The organism is Paraburkholderia saeva, assembly GCF_907164555.1.
Classification (GTDB): domain Bacteria; phylum Pseudomonadota; class Gammaproteobacteria; order Burkholderiales; family Burkholderiaceae; genus Paraburkholderia; species Paraburkholderia saeva.
The window spans coordinates 401046-414907 of the sequence record NZ_CAJQZC010000003.1; the positions used below are offsets into that span (position 1 = coordinate 401046).

Annotated in this window: 10 protein-coding genes; 3 read left to right on the forward strand and 7 right to left on the reverse strand. The window is 63.3% G+C overall.

Going from position 1 to position 13862, the window contains the following annotated elements:
* Positions 1-16 precede the first annotated feature (16 nt).
* Positions 17-931 (reverse strand): histidine kinase dimerization/phospho-acceptor domain-containing protein, encoded by a 915-nt coding sequence (locus LPA36_RS09995; protein ID WP_228875998.1) that lies wholly within the window; start codon positions 929-931, stop codon positions 17-19.
* Between the two features lie 230 nt (positions 932-1161).
* On the opposite strand from LPA36_RS09995, the gene ltaE reads away from it, so the two are divergent.
* Positions 1162-2166: a low-specificity L-threonine aldolase gene (gene ltaE, locus LPA36_RS10000; RefSeq protein WP_228875999.1), complete on the forward strand. Its 1005-nt coding sequence runs from the start codon at positions 1162-1164 to the stop codon at positions 2164-2166.
* Between the two features lie 156 nt (positions 2167-2322).
* Here the strand turns inward: ltaE and LPA36_RS10005 are convergent, their stop codons facing one another.
* Positions 2323-3690, reverse strand: a complete 1368-nt coding sequence (locus tag LPA36_RS10005) for an MFS transporter (RefSeq protein WP_228876534.1) — start codon at positions 3688-3690, stop codon at positions 2323-2325.
* 464 nt (positions 3691-4154) lie between these two features.
* Entirely contained in the window at positions 4155-4382 is a 228-nt protein-coding gene (locus LPA36_RS10010) for a hypothetical protein (protein ID WP_228876000.1), read from the reverse strand.
* A gap of 312 nt (positions 4383-4694) precedes the next feature.
* Here LPA36_RS10010 and LPA36_RS10015 point away from each other — a divergent pair, with 312 nt between their 5' ends.
* Positions 4695-7148 carry a glycogen/starch/alpha-glucan phosphorylase gene (locus tag LPA36_RS10015; RefSeq protein ID WP_228876002.1) on the forward strand — a complete coding sequence of 818 codons (2454 nt, stop codon included), beginning with the start codon at positions 4695-4697 and terminating at the stop codon, positions 7146-7148.
* A 72-nt stretch (positions 7149-7220) separates the two neighbouring features.
* On the opposite strand, the gene LPA36_RS10020 is transcribed toward LPA36_RS10015, so the two are convergent.
* The 4 genes from LPA36_RS10020 to LPA36_RS10035 form a co-directional block, all read right to left on the reverse strand.
* A complete protein-coding gene (locus LPA36_RS10020) occupies positions 7221-8282 on the reverse strand; it encodes a hypothetical protein (RefSeq protein ID WP_228876005.1) in 1062 nt (353 codons plus the stop codon).
* A gap of 92 nt (positions 8283-8374) precedes the next feature.
* The gene (locus LPA36_RS10025; protein ID WP_228876007.1) at positions 8375-8716 is read right to left on the reverse strand and encodes a hypothetical protein; all 342 of its coding nucleotides are present in this window, start codon (positions 8714-8716) and stop codon (positions 8375-8377) included.
* Between the two features lie 182 nt (positions 8717-8898).
* Entirely contained in the window at positions 8899-9336 is a 438-nt protein-coding gene (locus LPA36_RS10030; RefSeq protein ID WP_228876535.1) for a DUF6232 family protein, read from the reverse strand.
* A gap of 106 nt (positions 9337-9442) precedes the next feature.
* Positions 9443-11284, reverse strand: coding sequence for a thiamine pyrophosphate-requiring protein (locus LPA36_RS10035; protein WP_228876009.1), 1842 nt, complete (start codon positions 11282-11284; stop codon positions 9443-9445).
* Positions 11285-11460: 176 nt separating this feature from the next.
* On the opposite strand from LPA36_RS10035, the gene LPA36_RS10040 reads away from it, so the two are divergent.
* Positions 11461-13764, forward strand: coding sequence for an FdhF/YdeP family oxidoreductase (locus LPA36_RS10040; protein WP_228876010.1), 2304 nt, complete (start codon positions 11461-11463; stop codon positions 13762-13764).
* Positions 13765-13862 lie beyond the last annotated feature (98 nt).

Here is a 13862-nt window from a genome sequence, read left to right on the forward strand (position 1 = left end):
CGTTCGGGCGCGTTGTTCAGCAGGCCGCGCGTACCGGCAGCCGCGCGACGAAGCGTGTGCCGGCAGTTTCCGACGATGTCACGTCAAGCATGCCGCCGTGCGCCTTCACGATCTGCGAGCAGATATAGAGGCCAAGTCCGAGACCGCCGCCAGGTGTGCTCGTGACCGGCCGGGGCGCGATGCCGAGGCCAGGACCGGGGCGCCCGCGCGCGAAATCCATCACGTCGTCGATCAGCTGAGACATGCGCCGCGTCGTGCTCAATAGACGCTGGCCGAGCGTGGCGAGCGAGCGATCGTCAGTGCGGCGTGCCAGCAACTCCGCCGTCGCGCCGACGGCCGCGAGCGGATTGCGCAGGTCGTGACCGAGCACGGCGATGAACTGCTCGCGCAGGTCTGACGTCGCGCGCTCCGTGAGGAGCGCCGATTCGGCGGCATCGTGACGATTGTCGCTGTCGAGCTGCAGCGCGATCAGTTCGGCGAACAGCGTGAACATCGTGATCGTGCGCTGGTCGGAAACCACGTGCGGGTGGGGATCGATCGCGCACAGATTGCCGAAGTAATCGCCGTTCGGCAGGATGATCGGCACCGAAATATAACTTTGGATGTTGTACATGCGCGGCGTGTGATGATCGCGGTAAACCGGATCTTCGCTCGCATGATCGAACACGACGGGTTGCCGCGCGGCGCGCGCCTCGATACAGAGCGTGGTGTGAACGTCGAGCTGGCCGCCGGGTTGCAGGCCGAACTGGATGTCGTCCTGGACGGCGCACGCCGTCCACGTGCCTTCCGTCACGCGGGCGACGGCGGCAAAGCCAAGCCCCGTATTCCTGCAGATGACGCGCAGCACCGACGGCACGGCGCTGATGCGCCCGATGGCGGCGACGTCCCTTGCAATGGCTTCTGTACTGTCGTTGTCTGGGTCGATGATCATGAACCGTAGCGTAGGTGTTCTCATCCGATGGTACCGCACCCGGGGACGCGTCAAGCCGGCGTCACGTGTGGGGAGCGGTGACGTCGTCCCAGTATGTGCGCGAGCGGCGCTGGCCGTTCGTACGATTCTCAACGCATTCATATTTGCATACACTGTCGGGTTCCAACTGCCGTGTCGCTGCGATTTTTCGCTATGCCGCACGGCGCCGACAGCCTGTACAGGACCTACACATGATCGATTTGCGCAGCGATACCGTCACCCGTCCCACCGCGCCGATGCTGGCAGCCATGACCTCGGCCGAAGTGGGCGACGACGTCTGGGGTGACGATCCGACCGTCCTGCGGCTGCAGGCAACGGTGGCGGAACGCACCGGCAAGGAAGCCGGCCTTTTCTTCCCGAGCGGCACGCAAAGCAACCTCGCCGCGCTGATGGCGCATTGCGCACGCGGCGACGAATACATCGTCGGCCAGCTTGCGCACACCTACAAATACGAAGGCGGTGGCGCGGCGGTGCTGGGCAGCATCCAGCCGCAGCCGCTCGAAAATGCCGCCGACGGCACGCTGCCGCTCGACAAGGTCGCGGCCGCCATCAAGCCGGTCGACGATCACTTCGCGCGCACGCGGCTCTTTGCGCTCGAAAACACGATTGGCGGCAAGGTGCTGCCGGCGGGTTACGTGGCAGAAGCGGTGGCGTTCGTGCGCGAGCGGGGTCTTGCGACTCACCTCGATGGCGCGCGCGTCTGTAACGCGGCGGTCGGTTCGGGCCAGCCGGTCAAGGCGCTGTGCGATCCGTTCGATTCGGTGTCGATCTGTTTTTCGAAGGGACTGGGCGCGCCGGTCGGCTCGGTGCTGGTCGGCAGCAAGGTGCTGCTCGACAGCGCGCATCGCTGGCGCAAGGTGCTGGGCGGCGGCATGCGGCAATCGGGCGTGCTGGCGGCGGCGTGCCTCTATGCGTTCGATCACAACGTCGAGCGTCTTGCCGAAGACCATGAAAATGCAGCGCATCTCGCAGCCGGGCTCGAACAGATCGATCAGGTGACGGTGCAGTCGGTGGCGACCAACATGGTGTTCGCGCAGTTTCCGCAGGAACATTGCGCGCCGCTCGAAGCGTGGCTCAAGGAGCGCGGCATCCTCACGCAGATGCTGTATGCGTCGCGCTTCGTGACGCACATGGATGTGTCGCGCGCCGATATCGACACGTTCCTCGCCGCCGTGAAGGCGTATTTCGCGCGCTGAGTAACGCGTCGCCGCTGCGTTTGCCTCGCTATTTGCGAGTGGCGATTCGTGGCGGCGGCTGTTTTGAGAGACGCGTCTGAGCGGTTGCACAGCAGGTGCCCAGCGCGTTTCATCTACGGCCACCCGCCTTTCGAGGCGAGGTGGCCGTTTTCATTTTCACTTCGTCGCTGTCCCCACATGCCCGCTCGCGCGATGCGACGGCGCGAACAGCCTCAGCCCGCTGGCGACGGCCGCGGCGCCAGCGAACACGGCACCGGTGCTCAACGCGAGCGTCGGGCCGTGGCGCCCTGCAATGCCGAAACTCAGGGCGACGAGCGCGGCCCCCGTCGTCTGGCCGAGCAGACGCGCGGTCGCGATGATCCCGCTTGCGCCGCCGCTGCGCTCGGGCGGCGCGCTTGCCATGAGCGCCTTCAGGTTCGGCGACTGGAAGAAGCCGAAGCCCGCGCCGCACACGGCCATCCGGATCGCGATGTCGATGACATGCGGATATGGCGGCAACAGGGCGAGCGAAGCCATTCCCGCACTGAGTATCGCGAGGCCGATCGCGCCAAGCAGCCCCGGCGGATAGCGGTCCGACAGACGCCCCGCGATCGGCGCCGCAAGCGCGACGACGACCGGCCACGGCGTCATCAGAAAGCCCGTTTCGACCTGGCTGCGATGCAATACGTCTTCGAAGTAAAACGGCAACGACACGAACGCGAGTCCTTGCGCCGCGAACGAGCACACGGCCGTTACCGCCGACAGTGCGAACACGGGTAGCCGGAACAGGTCGACCGGCAACATGGGCGCGGGATGACCCGACTCGCGCCGTATCAGAAGCAGCCCGAATACGAGCGCGATCGCGGCGGCACCCAGCACGGTCTGAGCCGGCGCGCGCTGCGCCGCTTCGCCGAGCGCGAAGATCAGCGCCGCGAATGTGATCACGTTGAGCAATGCTGCAACACGATCGAAATGATGCGTGCCGCGCTTCGTCTGCGGCAGGGCGGGCAGCGCGAATGTGAGCGCGATGACGCCAAGCGGCACGTTGACGGCGAAGAGCCAGGGCCACGACGCAACCGAGAGAATCAGCGAAGCCACAGTCGGCCCGACTGCAAACGATACGCCGACGACGAGCGCGTTCACGCCAAGGCCGCGTCCAAGGCGGTGCGGTGGAAAGAGATAGCGGATCAACGCCGTGTTGACGCTCATGATCGCGCTTGCACCGAGCCCCTGAAGCACGCGCGCGGCAGTCAGCATCGGCAGCGTCGAGACCACCGAACACGCGAGCGATGCGAGTGTGAACACCGCGATCCCGGTGATGTAGATGCGCCGGTGTCCGAGGATATCGCCAAGCGCGGCAAGCGGCAGCAGCGTGGCGACCATTGCGAGCTGATAGGCGTTGATGATCCACACCGACGCTGCGGGCGCCGCATGCAGATCGGCAGCGATGGCCGGCAGAGCAGTGTTGGCGATGGCGGTATCGAGTGTGGCGAGCGCGACGGCGAGCATGATCGCGGCCATCGCGCGGCGGTCGGTGGGCGTCATCGGCGCGTCGTCGCGACGCAGATCGCCTGGCAGAGGTGTTGGGGCGGACAAAGGCTGACTCGGTGGGTTTCGCTGGAAGGCAGTCGCATGGCCCGGCAGCGTCACTGGACGACCGGGACATGCTAATTCAGTGATTGTTACAGACGGGCGGCAATCGTGCTGGCAGCCCGGCAATCCGGAAGCCCGTTGAAAGGTTGGGGTGTGTTGTTTTATTTTTTAAAAAAGCAACTAACGGTCAGTCCCGTGAGCCACCGGCGGGCACACGCGCAGGTGACATAAACCAGGCACACACTGACATCCGGCCAGCAGAAAGGCGCCACGAGTCTGCCACGATCTCGCCTGATGCAAGGGCGAATGCAGTCCAACGCAAGAAGCGCAAAGTGCGTGGCGCCCGGTCCACGGGTCTTTTGTGGCAATGCAAGCCCAGCGCGAAATCCGCGCGCCCACAATCCCATTCGCAAGCCTCAGGAAAGCGACGCAAGCAGGATCGACAGTTTGCGGATATGTGCCTTGAATGCTTCCGTCGTGTCGCGATCGCGCGATGAAGCGAGATGCGGCGCCTCTGCGAGTTCGACCTGTGCCTGGAATTCGTCGGCGATCCTGCGTCGCGCGTCGGGCGGCATCGAGCGCACTACCGAAACGAGGAACAGCTCCTGGGCATGGAACATGCCGAGCATTGTCTGTACGTTCATGGCGCTTTCTCCGTGGACCCGGCTGTGACGAACGCGTGCGCGTCGTTCGCGGCCTTCGGCGCTCTGTGCGCGCCATTTCATGTTAGTGCACCGCGCTGCGCCCATCGCGCTCCGATGCACCCGATTCGTGCGGAAACGGGCAATAACGGTTCATGCGGGACAGGACAGATGCAGATCGCGGGTTTGGCGCTGCCCATGACGCGAAGCCGCAAATGTCCTACTCTGCTTATTTAACCGCCTGACCGGCACGCGCCATTCCGCCCGCCGACCGCGCGGCCGGAGCGCGCCGTCCAGGCACTACCGGAGGCTTCGATGACCACAGTCGATCTGGAATTCGACCAGCTCAACAGTACAGTCGACGCGCTACGGCGCTCCATTTCGAATCGCCTGATGTACGGCGTCGGCAAGGATGCCGTGACGGCGCGCCCGCAGGACTGGTTGCACGCGGCGGCACTCGCCGTGCGCGACCGGCTCGTCGCGCGCTGGATGAAGACCACGCGTCTTCAGTACGAACAGGACGTCAAGCGCGTCTACTACCTGTCGATGGAATTCCTGATCGGCCGCACGTTCACGAACGCGCTGCTCGCGCTGGGCATCTACGACCAGGTGAAGGAAGCGCTGCACGATCTCGGCGTCGACATGGAGATGCTGACCGATCTCGAGCCCGATGCGGCGCTCGGCAACGGCGGCCTCGGCCGGCTGGCCGCGTGCTTTCTCGATTCGATGGCGACGCTGGGCATTCCGGGTTTTGGCTACGGCATCCGCTACGAGTACGGGATGTTCCGCCAGCAGATCGTCGATGGCGAACAGGTCGAGACGCCGGACTACTGGTTGCGCGCGGGCAATCCGTGGGAATTTCCGCGACCGGAAGTGCAGTACCTCGTGCACTTCGGCGGGCGCACCGTGGAGCGCAACGGCCATATCGAGTGGATCGAAACCGAGCACGTCAATGCGATGGCGTACGACACGGTGATCCCGGGTTATGCGACGAGCGCGACCAACACGTTGCGGCTGTGGTCCGCGCGCGCAACCGAGGAACTCGATCTGTCCGCGTTCAATCGCGGCGATTACCGGCGCGCGGTCGAAGCGAAAGAGACGTCTGAAAACGTCTCGCGTCTTTTGTATCCGGACGATTCGACGCCGGCGGGTCGCGAACTGCGTCTGCGCCAGGAATACTTCTTCGTGTCAGCGACGATGCAGGACCTGATCCGCCGCTATCAGCGCACGCACAGCACGTTCGGGCGTTTCGCGGAAAAGGTGGCCGTGCATCTGAACGACACGCATCCGGTGCTGGCGATTCCGGAGCTGATGCGGCTTCTCGTGGATGTGCACCATGTGCCGTGGGACAAGGCATGGAAGCACATCGAGCAGATGTTCTCGTACACGAACCACACGCTGATGCCCGAGGCGCTCGAAACGTGGGACGTCGAGATGCTCGCGCGTCTGCTGCCGCGGCACCTCGAGATCATCTTCGAGATCAATGCGGAGTTTCTGAAGCACGTCAGCGAAAAATCGGGCCACGATGCCGAGATGATCCGGCGCATTTCGCTTGTCGACGAATACGGACAGCGGCGCGTGCGCATGGCGCACCTTGCGATCGTCGCGAGCCAGAAGGTGAACGGCGTGTCGAAGCTGCACTCGCAGCTGATGACCAGACACATCTTCGCCGACTTCGCGCACATGTTCCCGGAGCGCTTCACGAACGTGACGAACGGCATCACGCCGCGTCGCTGGCTCGCGCAGGCGAGTCCATCGATGTCGTCGCTGATCGACCAGCAGATCGGTACGCACTGGCGGCGCGATCTTTTCGAGCTTGCGAAGCTGCGCGACCTGCGCAACGACGACGCGTTCGTCGCCGCATTTCACGAGGCGAAGCGGCAGAACAAGCGGCGGCTTGCGCATCGTCTGTCGCAGGCTACGGGCGTGTCGTTCGATCCCGAGGCGCTGTTCGATCTGCAGGTCAAACGCATTCACGAATACAAGCGCCAGTTGTTGAATGTGCTGCACGTGATCGTCCGCTATAACCAGATTCGCGCCCATCCGGAACGCGACTGGGTACCGCGCGTCGTGATGTTCGCGGGCAAGTCGGCGTCCGCTTACCGGATGGCGAAGACGATCATCAAGCTCATCAACGACGTCGGCGCGAAAGTGAACAGTGACCCGGTAATCGGCGACCGGCTGAAGGTGGTGTTCGTGCCGAACTACGGCGTGAGCGTTGCCGAGCTCATCATTCCGGCAGCCGATCTGTCCGAGCAGATTTCGATGGCGGGCACGGAAGCGTCCGGCACTGGCAACATGAAGCTCGCGCTGAACGGCGCGTTGACGATCGGCACGATGGACGGCGCGAACATCGAAATCTGCGATGCAGTGGGCCGCGAGAACATCTTCATCTTCGGTCATACCGCCGACGAGGTCGACGATCTGCGTGCGAAAGGCTACCGCCCGCGCCAGCTGTACGAAGAGAATCCGGAACTGCACACCGCGCTCGACCAGATCCGCACGGGCTTCTTTTCACCGGAAGATCCGCTGCGCTTCTCGGATATTTTTCACACGCTCGTCGACTGGGGCGATCACTACATGGTGCTCGCCGACTTCGTCGCGTTTGCCGAAGCGCAGAAGGCGGTCGATGAACGTTTCCGCGATGCGCGTGCGTGGACCGAAAGTGCCATCGAAAACGTCGCAGGTATGGGGCAGTTTTCGTCCGACCGCACGATCGGCGAGTATGCGCAGGGCATCTGGCATGTCAAACCGCTCGACCTTGGATAATGCCGAGGTAATCTGAATGCGGCGAGGCCTGCTTTGCAGGCCCCGCCGCATTCTTTTTAAGCGCGTCGACGTTCAGCCGTCGAGCGCTTCAGTCGGCTTTTTCGCGCGCAGGCCGATCTGGCCGCTTGCGAAATCGAACAGCACGTCGATGTTCTGCATCGCCATCAGGCCGATCACGATGCGGCTGCGGCCAGGCGCGGCCTTTGCGATCGTCACCTGCGCGCCGTCGAAGCGATGCACCCACGACCCGATGCCGAGCGCGGTGGTGAAGTTGCCCTGCTTGAGCACCTTGCCTTCGCTGTCGTCGTCGAGCCAGTTCGGCGTTGTGTCGGTCTCGATACGGATCATGCCCGTGCCGCCCGTCGAAAATACCACTGGTGCGCAGGTGCGCATTTTATCGGCGACCTGCACGCAACCGGCTGGCCATTTGCGTACGCCGTCGCTGCCGGCACGCATCGGAAACATCGTGAACTCGCTCGTCAATGCCTTCGATGGCGCGAGCAGAAGATAGGGCCGCGCGAGGTTTGCGTGGACGATATAACGCAGTCCGATGTTGCCGGGCAACGCGCGTAACGGTTGTGTGCAGCACGTGTCGTCCGGCTGCTCCGCGCCGACGCCGAACAGGCCCGAAAACGCCCAGCCGAATTCGCCGGTATAGCCGTCCATCGCGACGCAACGTTTCGCGCCTGCCTGGCAGCGGACGTCGTCGACGGATTGCGCGGTCACGTCGAATGGTTTGGCGCCGACAAAACCCACCGGCAGTTTGACGAGCGGGCCTGATACCTGCGCATCGTTCGCGAACACCATCGATGTTCTGGTACCCGCGGTGGGATAGTCCTTGCGCGGCAGCACTGACGAGAGCACGCGCACGCCCTGTGTGCCGGTGTCCAGCATCATGTAGACCGGCTTGCCGTCGATCTGCACGGGCAGGCCGAGGCGTGACTGACCCTGATCGCTGCGCTCGACGTGGAGCGCGATCAACACGCCATCCTGACCGCCGTTCAGAAGGCTCGCGGAGGGCGGCGGCGCTGCAGGAGTTTCGATGGACGTCGAGCAACTGCAGAGCGTGACGCTTAAGACACTGGACGACAGCACAACGGCGGTGAGCCGGCCGCGCAGAAGGGAATTGAGCATGGACACCTGTTTCGCAGTGAGCGCGCAATCGCGGGGCGCTCACTGTACGCGGGTCATTCCCCGGACTTGAAACAATGTGTCAAGGCCTTGAATCAACTCTGTCGCGGACGTCGCAACACGCTGGAGACAGCTCGACCAAGCGTTGCCTGCGCAAGCGATGTAGTGAGCGCGGCGATGACGTTATCGAGTGTGCGCGCGGTGATTTCGGCGCGAAACGTGACGCGTTCGTTCGCACGGTCGATGGTCATCACATAGAGACGCAGATCGTCGCCGAGCGCGCTGTGCAGCGCGCGCCGGCTTTCCGCCGAGGCCGTGCCGGGCACGGTGACATCGATGGTGACGAGCGAGACGACTTCGTGCGTACGACGCGAGGTGCGCGGGGCACGGGCAGTGCGCGCAATGGGCACAATGGCGGAAACGGTGGACTGAAGCATCGAGGGTCGCCGGCAGCGGCGTGCCGGTACGCGTTGTTGATACGTGTCCACTGTAGCAATGCGGGTCTAAAGCCCGCGATAAAGCGCGTGAAGCCGGCATTAATTTTGTGTTAACAACGCAACCGCAACCCTGATCTGCCGGCGCGCGAGCCGCACGCCGCACGTCGGGCATGGCCGATGCGTTACGCTTGCGGACTTTCGCGCGTGGCAGCGGCCGGTGCCGCGCCTGCCTTTGCGGCAGTCTGCTGCTGCGCGGCCTTTGCCTGCATCACGGCCTGTTCGACCAGCTGGACGAAATCCAGATCGACGCTCGACAACGCTTCGCGCTCGCCTTCGTGTGTTTCGACGATCAGTCGATGCGTAATGTCCTGCGTAAGCCACGAGAGCGCGCCGACGACGATCATCATCACGCCGCAGACCAGCCCCGCCGGCGAAGACAGCACGCCGCCGACGATCGCACCCGCCAGACCCACGAGCGAAATCGCAAGCGGCACGATCCGGTTTTTCTGCACGGTGACGACACGCGCACGCTGGATCTCGCGCAATGCGAAAACCTGGCCGGCGGCGGAAAGGGAGTTGCGCGTGACCGACACGCCGCGCTCATTGAAAGGAATGTCCATCGATTCGAAGTGGTACGGGGAAAGGTCGCAGAGTACCAGAAGCTTCAATTACCTGAAGTCTTGGGATTTTTCGACTCCGCTGATCGTTGCTCCCCAGCTCCGACGCTCACCTTCCCCGATGTCCTGGCAACACCGCGCCGAGCACCTGCCTCGCGGTTTCGACAATGACATTGCCCTCGTCCGGATCGCCTTTCGCCAACGTCGAAGCAAACGCCTTTGCCTGCGCGAGCGTGATATGCGGCGGCAGCGGGGCGATTTCCGGATCGGCCTTCACCTCGATCACGACCGGGCGATTCGATGCGAGTGCATCGTCCCAGGCTGCACCCATCTGTTCTGCGTCGTCGACGTAAATGCCCTTGAGGCCAATCATTTCCGCAAACCGGTAATACGGCACCGACGGAATGTCCTGTGATGCCTCGAACTTCGGATCGCCTTCCATTGCGCGCTGCTCCCACGTGACCTGGTTGAGATCCTGGTTGTTGAGCACCATGCAGATCCAGCGAGGATCCGCCCACCCTCGCCAGTACTTCGAGACCGTAATGAGTTCGGCCATGTTGTTCATCTGCATCGCCCCGTCGCCGACGAGTGCGATGACGGGGCGCTCCGGCCACGCGAACTTCGCGGCGATTGCATACGGCACGGCGGCGCCCATCGACGCGAGCCCGCCCGATAACGAGCACATCATGCCGCGTTGTACCTGGAGATCGCGTGCATACCAGTTCGCGACCGAGCCCGAGTCGCTCGTCACGAGGGCGTTTGACGGAATGCGCTTCGACAGTTCCCACACGGTGCGCTGCGGGTTGACGGCGTCATTGCCGGGTACGTGGGCGCGCTGGTCGAGCGTCTCCCACCAGTCCGCGGTCCAGCGTTCGATCCTTCTGCGCCACGAACGATGCGGCTTTTCCTCGAGGAGCGGCAACAGGGCGCGCAAGGTTTCCGCACTATCGCCGACGAGATTGACCTCCATCGGGTAGCGCAGGCTCAGCATGTCGGCCTTGATATCGATCTGCACGCCGCGCGCCGCGCCTTCCTTGGGCAGAAACTCGGCATAGGGAAAGCCGGAACCGATCATCAGCAACGTATCGCATTCGTTCATCAGGTCATAACTCGGCTTCGTGCCGAGCAACCCGATCGATCCCGTGACCCAGGGCAGGTCGTCAGGCAGGACAGCCTTTCCGAGAAGCGCCTTGGCGACGCCGGCGCCGAGCTTCTCAGCCACGGCGATCACTTCATCGGTGGCGTTGAGCGCACCCGCGCCGACGAGAATGGCGACTTTCCTGCCGGCGTTGAGGAGGTCGGCGGCTTGCTGAAGGTCGGCCGGCCAGGGCACGAGACGCGGCGCGCGATAACCCACGCCGGAATGCAGCGTGCCGTGCTTGCGGGCAGGCGCTTCGTAAGGCAGATCCTGCAGATCGTTCGGCAGCACGATGGCGGTGACCTTTCGTTCAGCAAGCGCGGTGCGCACAGCCCGGTCCACGAGATGGCGCACCTGCGCGGGCACGCTCGCCTGTTCGATAAAGGCGCCTGCCACGTCCTTGAACATCGACACCAGATCCAGTTCCTGCTGGTAGTGGCCGCCGAGCGCCGCGCGCGCCTGCTGCCCCACGATGGCGAGCACCGGCATGTGATCCAGCCGGCCGTCATAAAGGCCCGTAATCAGATGCGAGGCACCAGGGCCAGAGGTCGCAATGCACACGCCGAGTTCGCCAGTAAATTTCGCATGGGCTGACGCCATGAAAGCAGCCATCTCTTCATGCCGCACCTGAACGAATTCGATGGGGTTCACGGGGCTGTCGCCTTCGTTTTTGTTGTGCTTTTTCGCTTCGGTCTGCGCGCGATTGATTGCGCCGAAAACGCCGTTGATGCCGTCGCCGGGATAGCCGTAGATGCGGCGCACGCCCCAGGCCTGGAGCCGTTGAATGATGAAGTCACCGACGGTTTCGGACATTGCAGGCTCCTTGTGCAAGGTTCGCAAATGAGTTGTCGGGTTGCCAGCAATCGTCGTTCCGCAACGGCGCAAGCGTAGCGTAAGGTCGATCGTGGGAGCGATGTCCGGGGCTTGCGCGAATGGGAACGGCGCTTGCTGCCCGTTCGACATTCCCTCAGCCTCACCGGAGCGTCCCCATGAAAAAGGAACGAAAGAGCGAAGCGTATCCATACTCTTCGGGCGGATGGGGATCGCTGAGGGCGGTGGCGCACATCGTCGCGCAGGAAAAGGTCGCGCTGAAGGACAGCAGAATACTGCTGCGTCAGAACAAGCCCGATGGCTTCATGTGCGTGAGCTGCTCGTGGGCGAAACCGGCCGATCCTCACACCTTCGAATTTTGTGAGAGCGGTGCGAAAGCGACGGCATGGGACACGACGTCGAAGCGGGTCACCCACGACTTCTTTCGGGCTCACACAGTGAGCGAGCTTTTGACGTGGCACGATCACGATCTGGAGGAAGCCGGTCGCCTCACAGGGCCGTTGCGCTACGACGCGGAAACGGACCGCTATGTACCGGTCAGCTGGCAGGAAGCGTTCGACGAAATCGGCAGAGCGTTGCAGGCCACCGATCCCGACAAGGTGGTGTTCTACACATCCGGCCGCGCTTCGCTTGAGACGTCTTACATGCTGCAACTGTTCGCCCGCATGTACGGCACGAACAATCTGGCGGACAGTTCGAACATGTGCCATGAAAGCACCAGCGTCGGTTTGACCGAGGCGATCGGTGTGGGCGTGAGCACGATCACGCTGGACGACTTCGAAAAGACGGATCTGATGTTTTTCTTCGGGCAGAACGTGGGCACGAACAGTCCGCGCATGCTGCATCCCTTGCAGGACGCCCGTGAACGCGGTGTGGAGATCATTACGTTCAATCCATTGCGTGAGCCGGGACTGATTTCCTTCTCCAATCCGCAGTCGCCGGTGCAGATGCTCACGCCTGACCATACCCAGATCAGCACGCAATACCACCAGCTCAAAACGGGGGGCGACACAGCCGCGCTCGTTGGGCTGTGCAAGGCAGTGATCGCCGCGGACGACGCGACGCTCGCCAACGGCTTGCCGCGCGTGCTCGACGACGACTTTATCCGCGAGCATACGCACGGCTTCGAAGATTTTGCGCTTTATGTGCGGAATACCCACTGGGCAGATATTGAGCGCGTCAGCGGACTCTCACAGATCGACATCGAGCGTGCCGCGCACGCGTACATACAGGCCAATGCCGTGATCGTCCACTACGGCATGGGCCTGACTCAACACCGGATGGGCGTCCAGAATGTGCGCATGGTGTGCAACTTCCTGATGTTGCGCGGCAATATCGGCAAGCCCGGTGCGGGACCGTCGCCCGTGCGCGGACATTCGAACGTCCAGGGCCAACGTACGGTGGGTATCACCGAGAAGCCGGAACTCGCGCCGCTCGACAGGCTCGCCGAGCAGTTCTCATTTGAACCGCCGCGCACGAAAGGCATGAACACGGTCGAGGCGTTCGAGGCGATGGTGAAAGACGAAGTCAGCGCGGTATTCAATCTGGGCGGCAACCTGGTGCGGTCAGTCCCGGACCGGACGCAGACCGAACCGGCGTGGAGCCGCCTGCGCCTGACGGTGAATGTCGCGACCAAACTGAATCGGAGCCATCTTGTCCCCGGCGCGGTCTCCTTCATCCTGCCGTGCCTGAGCCGCATCGAAATCGACCGCCAGGCAAGCGGTGAACAGGCGGTTTCAATGGAAGACAGCACCGGCTGCATGCATGGTTCCCGCGGCGTGACAGAACCCGCCAGTCCCGATCTGCGCTCCGAGCCTTTTATCGTCGCGGGCATCGCGAAAGCCACACTCCGCGACCGTTCAACGGTGGACTGGGACGCATGGCGCGACGATTACAGCCGCGTGCGCGCCGAGATCGCGAAAACTTACCCGGACATTTTTCACGACTTCGAGTCGCGGATGTGGACGCCCGGTGGCTTCCACAGGCCGCTGCCCGCGCGCGAGCGCAAATGGAAGACGCCAGGCGGCAAGGCGGAATTCGCTGCACCCGCGACGCTCGAGGAAGACCCGGACATGAGCGTGCGTGAGCCCGGCGCGCTGCGGCTCATGACGTTGCGTAGCGATAGCCAGTTCAACACGACGATCTACGGCCTGGATGACCGCTTTCGCGGGATTAAGGGAACGCGCATGGTGATCCTGATGAACCGCGAGGACATGGCGGCGCGGTCACTTAAGGAAGGCGAGCATGTAACGCTGGAGACGATCGCCCACGACGGTATCGAGCGCAGGGTCGCAGGACTTCGCCTCGTCCCGTATGACATCCCCAAAGGTTGCCTTGCCGGGTACTACCCCGAATGTAATCCGCTGCTGCCGCTCTGGCATTACGCGAAGGAAAGCAAGGTGCCGGGCGCGAAATCAATACCCGTGCGCATTGTTGCCCAGCACCTCCAGAGCGTTGACTGAGCGTCGTCTCAACTGGAAGCGGGCATGGTGGCGGGCATTCCCGAAGTTCGACTCCGCGCGCAGGCGTGTGTCGTGGCTGACAACACGACTGCGGTACC

Bases quoted from the DNA above. Each gene is read 5' to 3' on its own strand.
- LPA36_RS09995 (WP_228875998.1), bottom strand. From the start codon at position 931: ATGATCATCGACCCAGACAACGACAGTACAGAAGCCATTGCAAGGGAC.
- ltaE (WP_228875999.1), top strand. From the start codon at position 1,162: ATGATCGATTTGCGCAGCGATACCGTCACCCGTCCCACCGCGCCGATG.
- LPA36_RS10005 (WP_228876534.1), bottom strand. From the start codon at position 3,690: ATGACGCCCACCGACCGCCGCGCGATGGCCGCGATCATGCTCGCCGTC.
- LPA36_RS10010 (WP_228876000.1), bottom strand. From the start codon at position 4,382: ATGAACGTACAGACAATGCTCGGCATGTTCCATGCCCAGGAGCTGTTC.
- LPA36_RS10015 (WP_228876002.1), top strand. From the start codon at position 4,695: ATGACCACAGTCGATCTGGAATTCGACCAGCTCAACAGTACAGTCGAC.
- LPA36_RS10020 (WP_228876005.1), bottom strand. From the start codon at position 8,282: ATGCTCAATTCCCTTCTGCGCGGCCGGCTCACCGCCGTTGTGCTGTCG.
- LPA36_RS10025 (WP_228876007.1), bottom strand. From the start codon at position 8,716: ATGCTTCAGTCCACCGTTTCCGCCATTGTGCCCATTGCGCGCACTGCC.
- LPA36_RS10030 (WP_228876535.1), bottom strand. From the start codon at position 9,336: ATGGACATTCCTTTCAATGAGCGCGGCGTGTCGGTCACGCGCAACTCC.
- LPA36_RS10035 (WP_228876009.1), bottom strand. From the start codon at position 11,284: ATGTCCGAAACCGTCGGTGACTTCATCATTCAACGGCTCCAGGCCTGG.
- LPA36_RS10040 (WP_228876010.1), top strand. From the start codon at position 11,461: ATGAAAAAGGAACGAAAGAGCGAAGCGTATCCATACTCTTCGGGCGGA.